This is a genomic window from Microvirga pakistanensis (genome assembly GCF_004458765.1).
Classification (GTDB): domain Bacteria; phylum Pseudomonadota; class Alphaproteobacteria; order Rhizobiales; family Beijerinckiaceae; genus Microvirga; species Microvirga pakistanensis.
The window spans coordinates 194762-212475 of record NZ_SPJX01000108.1 but is presented as its reverse complement, the minus strand read 5'-3'; the positions used below and the strand labels follow the sequence as shown (position 1 = coordinate 212475).

17 protein-coding genes and 2 riboswitches are annotated in these 17714 nt (G+C 61.5%); of the genes, 7 read left to right on the top strand and 10 right to left on the bottom strand.

The genetic code is table 11. The annotated features are described in order from the left end of the window. Positions 1-486: 486 nt before the first annotated feature. Positions 487-2334 carry a phosphomethylpyrimidine synthase ThiC gene (thiC, locus tag E4K09_RS04075; protein ID WP_134495338.1) on the bottom strand — a complete coding sequence of 616 codons (1848 nt, stop codon included), beginning with the start codon at positions 2332-2334 and terminating at the stop codon, positions 487-489. 58 nt (positions 2335-2392) lie between these two features. Continuing rightward, positions 2393-2500, bottom strand: a riboswitch (TPP riboswitch). Between the two features lie 93 nt (positions 2501-2593). Further along, positions 2594-2697, top strand: a riboswitch (TPP riboswitch). Between thiC and thiM the strand changes: the two genes are divergently transcribed. From thiM to E4K09_RS04055, 4 genes are all read left to right on the top strand, one after another. Then, the gene (gene thiM / locus E4K09_RS04070; RefSeq protein WP_134495336.1) at positions 2688-3476 is read left to right on the top strand and encodes a hydroxyethylthiazole kinase; all 789 of its coding nucleotides are present in this window, start codon (positions 2688-2690) and stop codon (positions 3474-3476) included. It overlaps the preceding riboswitch by 10 nt. Continuing rightward, positions 3473-4138, top strand: a complete 666-nt coding sequence (gene thiE / locus E4K09_RS04065; RefSeq protein ID WP_134495333.1) for a thiamine phosphate synthase — start codon at positions 3473-3475, stop codon at positions 4136-4138. The genes thiM and thiE overlap by 4 nt, the downstream gene beginning before the upstream one ends. Then, entirely contained in the window at positions 4135-4935 is an 801-nt protein-coding gene (gene thiD / locus E4K09_RS04060; protein ID WP_134495332.1) for a bifunctional hydroxymethylpyrimidine kinase/phosphomethylpyrimidine kinase, read from the top strand. Before thiE ends, thiD begins: the two co-directional genes overlap by 4 nt. After that, a complete protein-coding gene (locus E4K09_RS04055) occupies positions 4919-6010 on the top strand; it encodes a TRAP transporter substrate-binding protein (protein WP_244610351.1) in 1092 nt (363 codons plus the stop codon). Before thiD ends, E4K09_RS04055 begins: the two co-directional genes overlap by 17 nt. A 346-nt stretch (positions 6011-6356) precedes the next feature. On the opposite strand, the gene E4K09_RS04050 is transcribed toward E4K09_RS04055, so the two are convergent. The 9 genes from E4K09_RS04050 to E4K09_RS04010 all read right to left on the bottom strand — a co-directional run bounded on the left by E4K09_RS04050 (position 6357) and on the right by E4K09_RS04010 (position 14658). Beyond that, positions 6357-7877 carry a tripartite tricarboxylate transporter permease gene (locus E4K09_RS04050; protein ID WP_134495330.1) on the bottom strand — a complete coding sequence of 507 codons (1521 nt, stop codon included), beginning with the start codon at positions 7875-7877 and terminating at the stop codon, positions 6357-6359. A gap of 7 nt (positions 7878-7884) precedes the next feature. Then, positions 7885-8382, bottom strand: coding sequence for a tripartite tricarboxylate transporter TctB family protein (locus tag E4K09_RS04045; protein WP_134495329.1), 498 nt, complete (start codon positions 8380-8382; stop codon positions 7885-7887). Positions 8383-8405: 23 nt separating this feature from the next. Continuing rightward, complete coding sequence (locus tag E4K09_RS04040; RefSeq protein ID WP_134495328.1) at positions 8406-9368, bottom strand: Bug family tripartite tricarboxylate transporter substrate binding protein; 963 nt, start codon at positions 9366-9368, stop codon at positions 8406-8408. A gap of 235 nt (positions 9369-9603) precedes the next feature. Then, a complete protein-coding gene (locus tag E4K09_RS04035) occupies positions 9604-10335 on the bottom strand; it encodes an amino acid ABC transporter ATP-binding protein (protein WP_134495327.1) in 732 nt (243 codons plus the stop codon). Further along, entirely contained in the window at positions 10316-10972 is a 657-nt protein-coding gene (locus E4K09_RS04030; protein WP_134495326.1) for an amino acid ABC transporter permease, read from the bottom strand. Before E4K09_RS04030 ends, E4K09_RS04035 begins: the two co-directional genes overlap by 20 nt. Further along, complete coding sequence (locus tag E4K09_RS04025) at positions 10969-11688, bottom strand: amino acid ABC transporter permease (protein ID WP_134495325.1); 720 nt, start codon at positions 11686-11688, stop codon at positions 10969-10971. The genes E4K09_RS04030 and E4K09_RS04025 overlap by 4 nt, the downstream gene beginning before the upstream one ends. Positions 11689-11816: 128 nt before the next feature. Next, a complete protein-coding gene (locus E4K09_RS04020; RefSeq protein ID WP_166802144.1) occupies positions 11817-12635 on the bottom strand; it encodes a transporter substrate-binding domain-containing protein in 819 nt (272 codons plus the stop codon). A 299-nt stretch (positions 12636-12934) separates the two neighbouring features. Continuing rightward, positions 12935-13816, bottom strand: coding sequence for a dihydrodipicolinate synthase family protein (locus E4K09_RS04015; RefSeq protein ID WP_134495323.1), 882 nt, complete (start codon positions 13814-13816; stop codon positions 12935-12937). 23 nt (positions 13817-13839) lie between these two features. After that, a complete protein-coding gene (locus tag E4K09_RS04010) occupies positions 13840-14658 on the bottom strand; it encodes an IclR family transcriptional regulator (RefSeq protein WP_134495322.1) in 819 nt (272 codons plus the stop codon). A gap of 148 nt (positions 14659-14806) precedes the next feature. On the opposite strand from E4K09_RS04010, the gene E4K09_RS04005 reads away from it, so the two are divergent. From E4K09_RS04005 to E4K09_RS03995, 3 genes are all read left to right on the top strand, one after another. Then, positions 14807-15724 (top strand): PfkB family carbohydrate kinase, encoded by a 918-nt coding sequence (locus tag E4K09_RS04005; RefSeq protein WP_134495321.1) that lies wholly within the window; start codon positions 14807-14809, stop codon positions 15722-15724. 50 nt (positions 15725-15774) lie between these two features. Further along, complete coding sequence (locus tag E4K09_RS04000; RefSeq protein ID WP_134495320.1) at positions 15775-16572, top strand: HpcH/HpaI aldolase family protein; 798 nt, start codon at positions 15775-15777, stop codon at positions 16570-16572. 74 nt (positions 16573-16646) lie between these two features. After that, positions 16647-17705, top strand: coding sequence for a tagatose 1,6-diphosphate aldolase (locus E4K09_RS03995; protein ID WP_134495319.1), 1059 nt, complete (start codon positions 16647-16649; stop codon positions 17703-17705). Positions 17706-17714 lie beyond the last annotated feature (9 nt).

Genomic DNA, 17714 nt, shown 5'->3' with positions numbered 1-17714 from the left:
CCTCCGCGAGCCGGCACTCAGGCTGTGGGACACGGCTCCAGAGAGATGAGATCGGCATCATACGGGTGGCCCTTCTGGTGCGAGTTCGCTGAGCTAACCCGGAAGCCGAAGAAAGCGTTCACACGCACAGCCGCCTTCCGATCAGCATGGTGAGGGATCTGTTAACAGCTCCCCGAACCCAGGCAGACTGTGGGCCTTTTGATGCCGTCCTGGAGCTAGTCACCCTTACTTTCCTTGCAAACTTCACGGATCAGCAGCGACGATCCCCTGCCCTTCAGAAACGCCCGGTATTCCTGTCCTGAGGGGACATTCCGTCTACTTCGGCTCCGTGCCAAGAGCTGCCATCAGATCAGCACTCCTGCCCTCAGGCTTCTATGGGAGGAAGCGCACGAGCGTAGAATTCCAGTCCATTCAGGCGAGACTGCATCCTTTCGTGGTGGACACGCACCCCTTCGACAAGCGGCCATGTCCACCACATGCGCAACTTCAGGGTTGGTCGACGTAGAGCTTGCCGCCGCTTTCCAAGAACTCCTGGCTCTTGGCACGCATGCCAGCCAGTCGGTCCTGAGCGTCAGGGCTCATAGCCGCAACCTCCGCCCGTAGATCCTGCGTGATCTTCATCGAGCAGAACTTCGGCCCGCACATTGAGCAGAAATGCGCCACCTTGTGCGCATCCTTCGGCAGGGTCTCGTCATGGTAGGCGCGCGCCGTGTCCGGATCGAGGGAGAGGTTAAACTGATCTTCCCAGCGGAAGTCGAAGCGTGCCCGGGACAGGGCATCGTCCCGCACCTGTGCCGCCGGGTGGCCCTTAGCAAGGTCTGCCGCATGGGCGGCGATCTTGTAGGTGATGACACCGGTCTTCACATCGTCCCGGTTCGGGAGTCCCAGGTGCTCCTTCGGAGTCACATAGCAGAGCATCGCCGTCCCGAACCAGCCGATCATGGCGGCCCCGATACCCGACGTGATGTGATCGTATCCGGGCGCAATGTCTGTGGTGAGAGGGCCAAGCGTGTAGAAGGGCGCCTCTCCGCACTCCCGGAGCTGCTTGTCGATGTTCACCTTGATCTTGTGCATCGGCACGTGACCGGGGCCCTCGATCATCACCTGGCAGCCCTTGCTCCACGCGATCTTGGTTAGTTCGCCCAGCGTCTCGAGTTCTGCAAACTGCGCGGCATCGTTGGCGTCGGCAATGGAGCCAGGCCGCAGGCCGTCACCCAACGAGAAGGAGACGTCATAGGCCCGCATGATGTCGCAGATCTCATCGAAGCGCTCGTAGAGGAAGCTCTCCTTGTGATGTGCCAGGCACCAGCGTGCCATGATCGAGCCGCCGCGGGAGACGATCCCAGTGACCCGGTTGGCTGTGAGCGGCACATAGGGGAGACGCACGCCCGCATGGATGGTGAAGTAGTCAACTCCCTGCTCGGCCTGCTCAACGAGCGTGTCCTTGAACACCTCCCAGTCGAGCTTTACCGGGTCACCTCCTACCTTCTCAAGCGCCTGATAGATCGGCACCGTCCCGATGGGCACCGGTGAGTTGCGCATGATCCAGGAGCGGATGTTGTGAATGTTGCGACCAGTGGAGAGATCCATCACCGTATCGGCGCCCCAGCGGATCGCCCATACCAGCTTTTCCACCTCCTCTGCCGCTGTCGAGACGACCGCCGAGTTTCCGATATTGGCGTTGATCTTGACCAAGAAGTTGCGCCCGATCGCCATGGGCTCCAGTTCCGGGTGATTGATGTTGGCCGGAATGATGGCGCGCCCGCGGGCCACCTCCTGGCGCACGAACTCTGGTGTGATGAAAGGCGGGATAGAGGCCCCGAAGCTCTCGCCATCAGCGATCTTCCCCTCGGCTCCTGCCCACATCGCCTCACGGCAGAGGTTCTCGCGATGAGCGACGTAGATCATTTCTTCGGTAATGATCCCTGCCCGCGCGAATTCGTATTGAGTCACCATCTGGCCTGGTGCAGCACGTCGTACCACCCGCTCGGCCGGGCATGGAGCGACGAGCTTGTCCGCAGGGACATGCCCGTTGTCTTCCGGCTTCACCGGTCGGGCTTCAGTCACGTCATACCTGCGGCTTGCAATCCACGGCTCACGCACAAGCGGAAGTCCCTTGCTGAGATCAATGGCTGTATCGGCGTCCGTGTAGGGGCCCGACGGATCATAGACGCGGACCGGGGGCTCATTGGCCCCCTTCAGAACGATCTCACGGAAAGGCACCTGGATGTCAGGCCGCCCTTCCGGAGTGGCATAGACCTTGCGTGAGCCCTGGATGGGTCCGGTGGTGACAGACAGGGTGCCGTCCTTGGGCCTATCGATTTGTATGGTCACTGGATCTCTCCTCTTGAACAAAGGGAGATCCGGGCAAAGCGAGCTGAGGGATTCTTGTCGTGCTCGATAGTTCCAGTCCCTCCGCCGGTATGACCCGGATCAGGTTCAAGGGTCACGGCGGATCAGCCGACTCTCAGCCCCTCACAGGGCTCCCCTCGGAACAGCATGGATAGTCGATGACACCCTTCCGGCTGTCAACCCGTCGCGCAATCCCACGAAGTCGAACCTTGCCAAAGCCAACCGGGAGGGCTATTTGGCCTGTATCTCCTTGGGGTGCCCGTCCGGGCTGAGAGATCTTGCTGAGATCAACCCATCGAACCTGATCCGGATCATGCCGGCGGAGGGATTGCGAGATGACGAGCGCACCATTGTCCAGCCTGGACACTTCTCATCTTCCAGCTCTGGCGGGCTCCCTGCTCGAACGCCTTCGTGCCGACCGCATTCGCGTGCATGCAATCACGAACGCAGCGGCGCAGACCTTCACGGCCAATCTACTGCTTGCCGCCGGCGGCATTCCCTCCCTCACTGTCGCACCGGAGGAGGTTCCGGCCTTCACAAGCCGCTCGGATGCACTGCTCGTCAACCTTGGCACGCTCGACAGTGACCGGCGCACCGCGATTCCCGAGGCTATCGCCACCGCACGCACCCACGCTAAGCCGTGGGTGCTCGATCCCGTCTTCGTCGAAGCCTCCCCGCCCCGCTTGGAGTTTGCCCGCTCCTGCCTTGCGGGTGAGCCGCATGTCCTGCGCTGCAATGCGGCCGAATTCGCAGCTCTCGCCGGAGAGGATGCGACGCCAGGCTCCATTCAGGCATTCGCAAAAAGTCACGGGACAGTCGTGGCTCTGACCGGTGCGGTGGACCTGATCGCAGACAGCAACAACGTTCTCTGCGTTGAGAACGGACACCCGCTTATGACTCGAGTGACCGCCATGGGATGTGCCGGAACTTCCCTCGTTGCAGCCTTCGCGGCCCTGCACGGTAGCGCCATCGAGGCTGCCGCCGCGGCTCTGCTCGTCACTGGAGTGGCAGGTGAGATCGCCGCGAATGAGGCAAACGGGCCAGGCACGTTCCAGCCAGCCTTCCTCGACGCGCTCTTTCATCTCGATTCGGAAACCCTCGTGACCTGCGGGAGAGTCTCATGAACCCAGTTGATCTCCGGCTCTACGGCATCATCGACCCGGAACGAACAGGCGGCCGGGATCCCGTCGAACTCGTCCGGCAGGCTGTTTCTGGCGGCGCGACCCTCATCCAGTACAGGGACAAGCATGCTGAAGGCCGGCACCTTGTGGAACTGGCCCGTACCCTGAAGGCGGCGCTCGAAGGGACCCGCGTGCCGCTGCTGGTCAACGATCGCGTCGATATCGCGCTGGCCGCAGGCGCCGACGGCGTTCACCTCGGCCAAGACGATATGCATCCCAACGATGCACGCGACTTACTCGGCCCACGCGCGATTATCGGATTGACGCTGAAGACGCCGGAGCAGGCTGATCGAATGGGGAGCATCCCGGTGGATTATGGCTGCATTGGCGGTGTCTTCGCGACTGTGAGCAAGAATAACCCTGCTCCAGCCATTGGCCTTGACGGGCTTCGCAAGATCCTGCCACACGCCAGGCTCGCAAACCGCGGGCCCATCGGCGCCATTGCCGGGATCGATGTATCGAATGCGCAAGCTGTGATCGCGGCCGGAGCCGACGGTATCGCGGTCATTTCGGCTCTCTTCATGGCAGCTGATCCGAAAGCCGAAGCTCGAAGATTGCGAGGCATCGTCGATCAGGCGCTGACATCCCGAGGAGGTTTTCCATGACCGCCATCGCAATCACCATCGCAGGGTCGGACTCGGGCGGCGGAGCCGGTATCCAAGCCGACCTCAAGACTTTCTCGGCTCTGGGCGTTTATGGCGCCAGCATTATCACGGCACTCACCGCGCAGAACACCATGGGGGTACAGGGCATTCACGATGTACCATCTGCCTTCGTTGCCCAGCAGATCGACAGCGTCTTCTCAGATCTTGAGGTCAGAGCGGTGAAGATCGGCATGCTGTCCCAACCCGCCATCATTGAGGCTGTGGCAGAGGGACTCCAGCGCTATAGCCAAACGCAGGTTGTCCTCGATCCCGTGATGGTGGCGGCCAGTGGTGACCGCCTTCTGGCGTCAGAGGCCGTAGACGCATTGCGCCAGGTGCTTCTTCCCAGAGCTCTGCTCGTCACGCCCAATCTTCCCGAAGCCGCTGCCCTTCTCGACGAGCCGCAGGCCGAGGATGAGCGGGCCATGTGCCGTCAGGCCGAGCGGATCCTTGCCTTGGGTCCTCGAGCCGTTCTGTTAAAGGGCGGCCACGGCACAGGTCGAGAGAGCACGGACATTCTCATGGATGCGCAGGGTGTGCGGTCTTTCTCGGCCCCCCGCATCCAGACGCGCAACACGCATGGCACTGGCTGCACCCTGTCGTCCGCCGTCGCAGCAGGGCTCGCAAAAGGCCTCCCACTGGCGGATGCCGTCGCGGCCGGCAAAGACTTCATCAGCGCCGCAATCGGTGCTTCCACTCAACTGCACATTGGACGCGGGCATGGACCCGTGCATCACTTCCATGCCCATTGGTCCTAAGCTCTCACGCCGCACGGCGCTCGGTGTCGGGGCTGCTGCTCTTGCGACCCCGACCGTCAGCCGAGCCCAGACGGTTCGGTGGCGCATGGTCACATCGTGGCCGAAGAACCGCACTGGCCCTGGTGTCTCCGCCCAGCGAATTATTGAGCGCATTAGCGCGATGAGCGGCGGGCGACTACAGGTCGACCTCTTCGCAGCAGGCGAGATCGTGCCGCCCTTCGCAGTGCTCGATGCCGTCTCGAACGGCACGGTTGAGATGGGTCACACGGCATCACTCTATTGGCAGGGCCGAATGCCCGCGGCAGGGTTCTTCACCAGTGTCCCCTTTGGTCTTGGTCCCATTGAGCATCAGGCGTGGATCGAGCTGCGGGATGGGCAGGTGCTCTGGGACGAACTCTACAAGCCTCATGGCGTCCGCGCATTCCTCGCGGGCAACACGGGTCCCTCTATGGGCGGATGGTTCCGGCGCAAAGTCGAAGGTGTTGAGGATCTGCGGGGCATGCGACTGCGTGTTCAGGGCTTGGGAGCCGAGGTCTATGCAAAGCTCGGGGCAGTGCCAATGACGGTTTCTGCCGGAGATCTCCTTCCGGCCCTTGAGAAAGGCTCCATCGATGCGGCGGAATTTCTGGCACCCGCGACGGATCTGGAGACCGGTCTGCCCAAATATGCCTCCTTCTATTACGCTCCCGGCTTCAACAAGCCGAATGGCGCAAGCGAACTCCTCATCTCGCTGAGGGCTTGGGAGACACTCGGCCGTGACCTTCGCAGCGTGGTCACGGAAGCCTGCCGGGCCGAGCATGCCCTTGGCTTGGCCGATGCGCACCAATCCAATGCGGCAGCCCTGACCGAGATCCTTGGCAGGTACCCGGTGACTCTGGAGGCTTTTCCCCGCTCTGTCATTGAAGCGGCTCAAAAAGCCTCTTCTGAGCTTCTCTCCGAGATTGCGGTCAGCTCTCCCCTCGCGGATCGAATTGTCGGGAGTTACAGGAGCGCCCTGGAGGATCTGCGGGGCTGGTCGGCTCTCGCAGCCGACATGGCGCGGGCCAACGCGCGCTTATACCCGCCGACACGGTGATGAGGAGCGGCAATGGCGCCCGGATCAAAGACCGGTCCGAGGTCAACTTTGGGTCAGGCAGTGAACTACATTCACTTTTCGGAATGTCTGGTTCCGTAAGGATTGCTGCCCTCGGCGTAACGTCTCAGGTGTGCCAAAACCGGACCTGCGGCCCGCAGCGACATTAGCCGTAGCTGTTCTTCATGGAAGGCCATGATTATGGCCTTGAGCCGGCACCAGCCTGAGAAGAGGCGAAGCTGTTGTTTCTGTTAGAACCCATAGCGCAGGGGTCTTATAGAACGGCATCTTCCGTCCATGATGATCGATGCGCATGGTTCGGCTTGCACGAATGACTCGATTGGAGGGCTCATCCAGTCAGCTTCATGGGCCGTGCTGCGGAGGTGTGGCGGAACATTTGCAGGACAACGCCTAGGAGAGGGATGCTCCACAGCAGCAAAACGAACACGCCGAGGATGCCGGCAATCGGGCGCTCGAAAAACGCAATCAGGCTGCCGTCTGCAATCGTCATCGAGGTCAGGAAGTTCTGTTCCAGGAGCGGCCCAAGGACGATGCCAAGGATGATGGGCGCGATGGGAATGCCGGCCTTGGACAGGGCGAAGGCGAGAATCCCGAAGACCAGCATGACGCCGATGTCGAAAACCGTGTTGTTGATGGCGAACGAGCCGACGATGCAGAAGAGCAGGATGACGGCCATGAGCTGAGGCCGTGGAACGCTGAGGATCTTGCTGGCCGCGCGGATCGCAAGCCAGCCGAACGGAAGCAGTGCGATATTGGCGATGAGGAAGATCATGAAGACTGCGTAGAGCATCGCTCCCTGTGTCTCGAACAGGCGCGGACCGGGGTTGATGCCCTTCATGAACAGCACTCCGACGGCGATGGCAGTCACCGCGTCTCCGGGAACCCCGAAGACCAGCGCCGGCACCCAGGCGCCGCTCAGACCCGCATTGTTCGCTGCGCCGGCCTCAATGACGCCTTCGGGATGTCCCGTGCCGAACTTCTGCGGCTCCTTCGAGAACCGGCGGGCCGTGGCATAGGTGATCCACGCGGCGATGTCGCCGCCGGCTCCCGGCAGGATTCCGATGATGGTACCGATGATGGACCCGCGCGCCACGTTCCTGCGATATTTCGAGATGAGCGGAAGGATGCCGTGGAAAATGCCGGTGATCTTCTGGGGCCTCGCAAAACGCTGCCGAGCCGTTCCGTTCAGGAGGCTATCAAGAAGCTCCGAGATGGCGAACATGCCGATCATGGCCGGCACGAAGCTCACGCCGCCCATGAGCTGCACGGACCCGAACGTGAAGCGCGGCGAGCCGCTGATGACGTCCATGCCGACGCATGCGATCAGAAGGCCGATGAACAAGGACAGCAATCCGGCAACGAAGCCCGATGCACTCACAAGCGCCGCGCAGGAAAGGCCAATGCATGCCAGCCAGAAATATTCGAAGCTCGAGAAATTCAAGGCGACACGCGCCAGCGAGGGCGCAGCGACCATTAGGACGACAGCTCCGAACAGGCCGCCGATGACGGAGGACACGAGACTGGAGCCCAGCGCCTGCGCCCCGAGCCCTTTTTTCGTCATCATGAACGTCTCGTCCGTATAGGCGGCCGAAGCGGGCGTGCCGGGAATGCGCAGCAGGCAGCCGGGAATATCACCTGCCGTGATGGCCATGGCGGTGCAGGCAACGATGGCGGCGATCGACGACAGCGGGTCCATGAAAAAGGTTATCGGCACGAGAAGCGCCGTCGCCATGGTGGCGGTCAGCCCGGGAATGGCGCCGACGAAAAGCCCGAAGATGGAAGCCAGCAGGACGGTAACGACGACCTGAGGATCCGCTATGAGTCTGAAGGCTTCGAGAAGCGTTTGCATGGCTGCCTCACAGACCCACCGGCGCGAGCAGGCCGGACGGAAGTGGAATCATCAGGATTCTGATGAAGATCGCGTAGACCACGATCGTGGACGCGACAGCGACGATGCCTGCAAGCCAGAGCCGCACGCCCAGCAGGATCATGAAGGCCGTCAGAACCACCGACATCAGCACAACGAAGCCCGCGGTTTCCCATAGAAGGATCGTCGCCACGAGCCCGACGATGAGCCATGCGAGCGCCCCATAGAAGGGGCGCTCCGGAGCGCTATCCTCCGCCTCGTCGGGAGAAGGCCCCTCACCTTCCAGCACGATCGCCGGCTCCATCTGACGCCGCGCGTTCAGGGCGTAGACGGCGCCGAAAACCAGCAGCCCGACGCCGATCACCGTGGGGAAGAAACCCGGTCCATAGGTCTGGCCGGGGATCACAGGAAGGCGCATCGCTTCCGCGATGACGCCCGCCCCCGCGAGAGACAGGATCGCGCCGGCGAGGAACGGAGCTTTGCTCATGTCGGACAGCTTCCGTTCGCGGTTTACTTCGCAAGACCGGCGGCCTTGATGGCCGTACCGAATCGCTCGTCCGCGTCCGCAAGAAACGTCGCGAATTTCTGTGCGTCCGCATAGTCCATGCCGAACTTTCGGGCCGACATGAAGGACTTGAACTCAGGTTTCTCAACGACTTTCGCCATGGCGTCCGAGAGCCGCTTCGCCACGTCGGCCGGCAGATCCTTCGGGCCCGCGATGCCGCGCCAGGACGACAGATACCAGTCGATTCCGACGGCCTCCTTAACGGTCGGTACATTCGGGAAGGAGGGATCGCGCTCCGCACGCATGATCGCAAGCGTCTTCACTTCTCCTGCCTCGACCATCGCCTGCACTTCGGGAATCGTGGTTCCCACCACGGCGATCGCATTCGATGTAAGAAGCTGCAGCGCAGGCGTAATGCCGTCCGTCGGAACCCATGGAACAGTATCGACAGGCATCTGCGAGGCATTGAGAAGGCCCGCCATCGCCAGATGAGGCGCTCCGCCGCGATTGGCGCCGGAAGCCTTCAGGGAACCGGGCTTGTCCTTTGCCCTGGAGAGCAGCTCCTTCAGGTCCTTGGGCCCGTCGGGACGCACGTTGATGCTCTGCGCATCCGTGTTGTAGAGAGCGATCGGCGTGTAGTTCTTGTAATCGAGCGGCGATGTTCCCAGCCAGTGATAGAGGGAGAGCTCGGTCGTGATCACGCCTAGGGTGTACCCATCGGGCTTTGCATTGGCGATTTCGGTATGTCCGACGATGCCGCCCCCACCCGTGCGATTGACCACATTAATCGGCTTTCCAAGTTCCTGTTCGAGGAGCGACGCCACCGTGCGAGCCGTCGCGTCAGTTCCGCCGCCCGCCGCCCAGGGCACGATCAACGTGATGGGCCGTTCGGGGTACTGCGCCAGCACCGGAGTGCTGAGGGTGAGCGTCGCGGCAGCTGCAAGAATGAGGCGGCGGGTTAGCTTCATGGAATCCTCCAGTGACGTCGTTCGCCTTGCCACCTTTGGTGGGAAGCGACCTCTTTAGTTTTCTGTGGCCCAGTGCATAGCGTTACGGCACCGGCCCGCCCGGTAACACGTTGGCACCTTCCATTCGGACCGCCGTTCCGTATTTCGGACCAACAAAGTAAATAGTCACGGCACGGTGTTGTCAATTCCGCTGCGTCAGTCCTGCGAGCAACACAGCCATGACTTTTGGATGAGATCACTTCAGGTTCGGGGCAATGAAGTTTCTCAATTCGGGGGTTTGCGGGTTGGCGAACAACTCCTCCGAAGGCCCCTGCTCCCAAATCTTTCCCTTGTGCATGAAAACGGTGCGGTCCGCGACCTGGCGGGCAAAGCCCATTTCATGAGTGACCAGCACCATGGTCATGCCGGCGTCCGCGAGTTCTTCCATTGTCTTCAGAACCTCACCGGTCAGTTCGGGGTCGAGTGCCGACGTGACCTCGTCAAAGAGCATGACTTTGGGCTGCATGGCCAGAGAACGGGCGATCGCGACGCGCTGCTGCTGCCCTCCCGAGAGTTCGTCCGCATAGGCGCCGCTCTTCTCCGCTAGGCCGACGCGACGCAGCACGTCATGCGCGATCGCCTCAGCCTCCTGGCGATCGACTCCTTTGACCACCTTCGGCGCAAGGGTCACGTTTTCCATGACGGTGAGGTGCGGAAAGAGATTGTAGCTTTGGAACACCATTCCAACCTCCTTGCGCAGGCTGCGCAGGTCGCCGCCCTGCGGGCCGATCCGGTGTCCAGCCACTTCGATCGAGCCGGCCTGAATTTTCTCCAGACCATTGATACAGCGGAGCATGGTGCTCTTGCCCGATCCGCTGCGCCCGATCACCGCAACCACTTCGCTCGGTTCGATGTCAAGCGATACCCCGTCGAGAACCAGAAGCGCGCCGAAGTATTTCTTGATTTCGTTAATGTGCAGGGCGGACATGACGGTTCCCCTTCAAACGTTCGCTCAGGAAGGACAGCGGATAACAGATCGCGAAGTAGATCGCGGCAACCGTCAGGAAGACGTGGAAAGGCTGGAACGTCATGTTGTTGAGCAGTTGCCCCGCACGGGTGAGTTCCACGAAGCCGATCAGTGCGACGACGGATGTGTTCTTGACGATCTGCACCATGAAGCCGACGGTTGGGCCAAGCGAGATCTTGAACGCCTGCGGAAGAATGACATAGCGCAGCTGCTGGATTCGCGTCAGCGCAAGAGCATCGGCCGCTTCCCATTGCTGTTTCGGAATGGCCTCGATGCAGCCGCGCCAGATATCGGCCAGAAAGGCCGTAGTATAGACTGCCAGCGAGACGCCCGCTGCCACCATGGGAGGGAAATGAAGCCCCATGAAGCTCAGACCATAGAAGGCCAGGAACACGACGATCAGCAACGGCGTCGCCTGCACGAGCTGGATGAAGCCGGCGATCGCAAGACGCACCGGCTTGGGCCCCAATGTCCGCAGCAGCGCGAAGATCAGTGCGAAGAAGCCGCCGACGACGAACGTCATGAGCGAGAGAAGCAAGGTCCAGCCCGCCCCACGGATCAGGAATTCAACGCTCTCCCAACCGAATGATCTGATCATGCGCCAGCCCTCGAAACTTCGGTTACATCGGCAATGAGCGACGGCTTGGGCGGCGCCTTGCGCCTAAACAGCCACAGGCCGACGAGCCAGTAGACAAACCTGAACGCGAAGGTCATCGTGATGTAGATCACAGCGATGCACAGGAAGGTTTCAAGACTGCGGAATGTCGTTGACTCGATCCTGGCTCCCGCAGCCGTGAGCTCGGTGGCAGAGATTGCGGAGGCGATGGAGCTGCCCAGCAGGGTGAGCGTGAGCTGTCCTGTCAGGGCAGGATAGATGATCCGCAAGGCAGGAATGATTACTACATAGCGCACCACCTGAAGGCGCGACAGGCCGAGTGCCAGGCCGGCCTCGACCTGAGTTCGCGGGATCGCCTGCAAACCAGCGCGCAGGATTTCCGTCGAGTACGCACCGAGATTGAGCGCAATAGCGATGATCGCCGCCATGTTCGCGGACAACCGTATGCCGATATAGGGAAGCCCAAAGAAGATCAGGAAGAGCTGTACCAGCAGCGGCGTATTGCGGAAGAGTTCGACGTAGACGCCGACTGCGCGGTCGAGCCAGCGCGGTCCTTCCGTGCGGGAGACAGCTCCCACGATACCGATGGCGAGACCAGCCACGATGGCTTGACCCGAAAGGATCAAAGTATTGAGCGCCCCTTCCACCAGTTGGGGCGCCAGCGCCATCACAGGCGCGAAATTCATCTGATATGCCATTCACATCGGCTCACGTTGGGCGCATGCGACGCCAGACAGAGAACGGTTGGCAACCGTGAGAATGCTCCTGCAAGCTGCTTGTGCGAGGAGCTGACGCGTCACGGGATGCCTCCCGTGACGCGAACCGATCAGAACGTGGGCAGCTTGCCGCCGGGAATCGGGATGCCGACCCACTTCTGGTGCAGAGCCCCCAGAGAGCCGCTGACTTCGCTGTAGTAGATGTAGTTATTGAGCCACCGGTGCAGTTCGCTGGCGTTCTTGCGCACGGCCATGGACCAGTAGAGAGTGAAGATCGGAACGTCCGACTTCACTTCGAGATCGGTCAGGTTGTTCTTCTTGATCACGTCGTTGGCAACGGCCGCCACAGCCGCCGTGGCGTCGACTTGGCCGGAGATGAGCGCCTGCATCGCAAGCGCGTCGTCGTCGAAGCGCACGACCTCAAGCCCTTTGATGCCGAAGCCGCTCACCGCCGCATCCTGCGTGCTGCCCTTGGGAACCGAAACGCGCTTTCCAGCGAGATCGTCGAGCTTCTTCAGCGGCATATCTTTGCGGGCAACGAAGCGCATTTCGTACGCACCGTAGGGATTGGTCATGAGGAACGTCTTGGCGCGTTCCGGCGTCGCGGTCATGTGAGCGATCAGCATATCGACGCGGCCGGATTCGAGAGCCGCCGCGCGCGAAGCATTGTTCACGGGCACGATCTCAGCCTTTACGCCAAGGTTCTTGGCTACGTCATTGGCTAGATCGACTAGGAAGCCCGCAGTCTTTCCGCTCGCATCCACCGTGTCGTAGGGCGGGATGCCCGTGAGCACACCGATTGTCACGGTACCCTTCTGGGCAATCTCGCCCAGGGTCTGGGCCTTCGCCGGTGCGACTGCAACCGTTGCAGCGGCGGCCGCAAAGGCCGTGGCCAGCGTGACGCCGCGAAGCTTCGAAAATAGGTCCACGATTTCCTCCCATGATGTTTCTTTGACAACCAAGGCCCGAAATAAAGAACTCCAGACCGGAATGCGGAATGGCAAGATAATGCATCCCACATTTCAGATGTCAATTCCGCTTAGGAAGATGAATGAGGCCCAGCCGTGAGGATCTGAGCGGGAGACGGCAAAAGTCTCCTCTGGCATGCAGAAACTGCAAGCCATCCGTCGGGATACTCTCTTTTGAATGAGACGAACCGGCACGTGTTCGTCCGCGTCATAGCCCGCCATCGCAGGGGCGGACTCAGCATTCCGGGATGGCTGGACGCTCAGAGGAAGGGCGAGAGCGCACGAGCGATGGCAGCCTGCTGGGTTTGGCTCGATGCCGTCATGGGAGCCCGGGGTAAGCTGACGGGAACGCCTTGGAGTGCCTGAGCGGTCTTGACCTGAGCCGGCAGATTAGGAGCCGAGACCGCCATCCAGACATCGAGCAGCTGCCTGTGCAGCAGAAGGGCTTGCTCCCGGTCGCCCTTTCGAACTGCGTTCCATAAAGCCACGCTGGCGCGTGGGGCGGCGCTGGCGATGGCCGCGATGGACCCGATGGCTCCCACGTCGTAGCAGCTCATCAGGCCCCCATCGATGGCCGCGAACACGCGCTCGGCCCTGACTTGGCGCACGAGGTCCACATAGGTGCCGAAATCCTTGTCGCTCTGCTTGACGGCCTGCACCTGCGGCACGGCCTCCATGATCCTCGCCGCCAAGGCAGGCGTCACGTTGGTCCAGGGAATGACGTTGTAGATGACGAGAGGCAGATTCGTGGCCTGTGCGATGGCGTCGTAGAACGCCACGATGCCATCGTCCGACGGCCGGAAGATGTAGTGAGGCGGGGCGACCTGAATTCCCGCAATGGGAAACCTGTCAACGATTCCTGCCCTTTCGACCGCGGCCCGGGTGCTGTCGGCGATGATGCTGGCCAGGACGGGCAAGCGCCCGTTCAGAGTTTCCGTCGTCAGTTGAATGAGACGGGCGAGCTCATCTTCAGTGAGGGTATAGCCCTCCCCCGTGCTGCCGCCTACTACGACGCCGTGTACGCCCTGCTGCTCCATCCATTCGAGCTGCGCGATATAGGCTCCCTCATTGATGTTTCCTTGCGCATCGAAAGGCGTCGTGACAGGCGCCAGCACACCACGGGGAAGCTGCGAGGCAGACATGAACAACTCCGGAAACTGAACCTTCAGGCCTTCTTATCGAAGCCAAGCTGACGGGAAATCTGATCAGCCGTCGCTACTACGAGCGCCGCCAGGGCAGGCAGCTTGTCGTGCGTCACGCGCTCCTTGGGACCGGACACGCTGATCGCCGCAAAGACACGGCCCGCCGCATTGTAGATCGGCGCTGCCACGCAGCGTATCCCCGGCTGGTGCTCCCCTTCGTCGATGGAATAGCCGCGCTCGCGGGTGCGCGCGAGTTCCTCGCGGAGATGGTCGGGGTCCGTGATCGTAGTGGGAGTATACGGCACCAGTCCACTGCGAATGACCCTCTCCACCGCGAATGGATCCTGATAGGCCAAAGCCGCCTTCCCGACTCCGGTGCAGTAGGAAGGCGAAATGGACAGGGTCGTGGTCCAGTTAACGCTGTTGCCGCCCGGCTCCAGGTGCTCGATGCTGACCATGTTCGTTCCGTCGAACACGCACAGATGCGAATTCTCGCCGGTGGCGCCCATCAGCCGCTCAACGAAGTGCCGCGCCTCGCGGTACACGTCGATGTTGCCAAGAACGATGCTGCCCAACTCGAACAGGCGGATGCCCATCCGGTACCGGTCGCGCTCCTTGTCCTGTTCGAGGAGCTTTGCCTCCCTCAGGCTGCTGACAAGCCGGTGAACGGTGGTCTTCGGCATGCCGCAGCGGGCCGAAATCTCGCTGAGCGTCAGGGAGCGGTCGTAACGGGAGAAGCAGTCCAGCACCGCCATGAGTTTGTGCATCGACTTCAGGGATCCCCGGTCGTTCACCTGAACGTCAGGGACCGCAGAACTCTTCTTTTGGATCGTCTTAGTCATTGTTCCTCGTGCGGACACGCCGTGTCGCAGACTTATGACACGCTCCTATAACGCGCTACATCCCGAACGGAAACATAATTCCGGGATTGACAACCGCAATACGGACCAATTACTCATGAATTCCGAAATACGGAATTAAGGTCCGCCAATGAGAAAACCGACTGATCCTGGCCGTGTGCTTTGCGTGGGCGTGGCCGTTCTCGACAACATGTTTGCCATCAATCATTTCCCTGCCGAGCCCACCAAAGTTTTCGCGCAGGATTTCCGGCAGGTGGGCGGTGGCCCCGCCGCCAATGCGGCCGTGACCATCGCCCGCCTCGGAGGGGACGTTTCCCTTTGGGCCAGGGTCGGCGACGACGGGATCGGGGCCGGTGTCATCGCGGAGCTGTCCGAGTACAACGTGGACACGTCCACGATCCGCCGCGTCCCAGGCCGTCGCACGGGCGTCTCTGCCGTCATGGTGGACGGTAAGGGCGAGCGTTTCATCATCGCCTTCGCAGATCGAGATCTGGACACCGATCCGTCGTGGCTTCCCGGTGAGCTGCCTGGAAATACCGATACGGTACTGTGCGACGTGCGCTGGCCGGCCGCCTCGGAAAAGGTTTTGCGCATGGCGCTCGAAAGCGGCATCCCGAGCGTCCTCGATGCGGACCTGACCAATGACGATGCGGTCGAGCGGCTCATCGGTCTTGCTTCTCATGCAGTCTTCTCCGCTCCGGCCCTTCGGCGGCTTGCGGGAACGGACGACATCGAAGGCGGCTTGCGCGCCGCTCAGAGCCGGACGAAAGGCACCGTCTCCGTCACCCTTGGAGCGGACGGCTTCGCATGGCTGGAAAATGGCGAAGTCCGCCGCGTACGCGCCTTCCCGATCGAAGCCGTGGACACGCTCGCGGCGGGTGACGTCTTCCATGGCGCCTTCGCGCTCGCTCTGGCAGAGGGACACTCCACCGAAGGTGCGGGTCGCTTCGCTGGAGCAGCGGCCGCCTTGAAATGCACGCGCTGGGGCGGCCGGGCCGGCATCCCGACCCGCGAGGAACTCGACGGGTTCATGACCGAGAGGGCCTGACGTTCAGGCGCTCGACCAGATTTCTCCAACACTTCAAGACGAGAAAGAGAATGACTGAGAAGGAAACGCTCACGCAGAAACTCCGCTCCGGGAAGCCGACCTTTGGCATGACCATGTACAGCGGCTCGAACGCTGCCGTCGAGATTGCCGGAAACTGGGGTCTCGACTTCGCCTTCATCGACGCCGAGCACACGGCGGTGAATGTCGACACCCATTTGGAGAAGCTCATCCTCGCAGCGAAACTCTCCGGCATCGCGCCGCTGATCCGCACGCGCGGGACCATCGAATGGGATATTCGCAAATCACTCGAACTCGGCGCGGCGGGCGTCATCATTCCACAGGTCAATACCGCCGAACAGGCCAAGGCCATCGTGCGCGCCGCAAAGTTCCCGCCTGTCGGCCGGCGGGGCGGCGATGCCTCCGTGCGCGCGGCAGGCTTCGCAGGACCGAACTTCAAATGGTCGACCTACACTCAGAACGCCAACGATGAGACCCTCGTGATCCCGATGGCGGAGAGCTTCGAATTCTTCGACAACATCGACGCCATTCTCGATGTTGAGGGCATCGACGTCATCAATTTCGGACCCGCGGATTATTCGCTCTCCAGGCTCATCCCAATCGACTACTCCATGTCGAACCCGGAGGTGAACGAGAAGCTCGACGAGCTCATCGAGAAGTGCCACGCCCGCGGCATCAAGGTGATGGCGCCCTGCATTCCCCCAACACCTGAGAACGCGGTCAAGCTCGCTGAAAAGGGTGTCGACATGATCATCCTCGGTAACGACGTGATGTTCCTCAACCAGGGATGCCAGCGCGCCAGCGAGGCCATGAAGGCCGTCAAAGGCTGAGGTCGAAACGCTTGAATTATCTGCGGCACTTGCCAACCACGACAGGCGACTGCCGCCTGCATGAAGGAAGAGTTATGAAGATCTCAGCAGGGAAGCTCCGCGGCATGCGGAGGCTCGCCGACATTGATGGACGCTTCAAGATGGTCGCCGTCGACCAGCGTCCGCCGATGCTCAAAGCGCTCGCTCCGAAACTGGCGCCGCGGGAGCCTGGATACGAGGATCTTGCGAAAGCAAAGGCAACGCTCGCCAAGAAGCTTCTGCCGCTCGGCTCGGCGCTGCTGATCGACCCGGATTACGGGTTCAGCCAGGCGGAGGCCGTCATCCAGCCCGGCAAGGGCCTTCTGATTACGCTGGAGGATTTCAACTTCGCGGAGACGTCCGAGGGCCGCAAGACCAGCCTCATGAAGAACTGGGGCGTCGGCAAGATCAAGCGCATGGGCGCCGATGGCGTGAAGCTTCTGCTCTGGTACCGACCGGATGCCACGCACGATGTGGTCGCTCATCAGAAGAGGCTCGTGCGCGAGGTTGGCGAAGCTTGCCGCAAGTACGACATTCCCTTCCTGCTCGAACTTCTCGTCTACCCGTTCAAAGGATCGCAGGGGCACACCACGGACTACACCGAGGACAAGGAGAAATATCCGGAACTCGTCTTACAGAGTCTGAAAGATTTCGCGAGCCCGGAATTCGGCGTCGACATCTACAAGCTCGAAAGCCCGGTCGTCGCCTCGGCACTTCCCGATCCGGACATGGACAGCCCGGAAACCCGCGAGGCGCAGGCGCTGTTCAACCAGATCTCTCAGATTATCGACAAGCCCTGGGTAATGCTGAGCGCCGGCGCAAGTATGGAAGTCTTCCGGCGCGTTCTGACCTTCGCTTATAGGGCTGGCGCGAACGGCTATCTGGCCGGCCGCGCGATCTGGTGGCCGTCCTTCGGATGCTACCCCGACATCGCCGCTATGGAGCGGCAACTCGATGACGAGGCGGCCCGCTACATGAACGAGATCAATGCACTGACCGTATCCCTCGCCAAGCCTTGGAGCGAAGCCCCGGGCATTGCGGGCAACATCGAACTGGTGGCGGCCGGGCATTCCTTCCCGAGCGATTACGCCGCCTTCGAGGACACGCATCAATAAGGAGTTCTG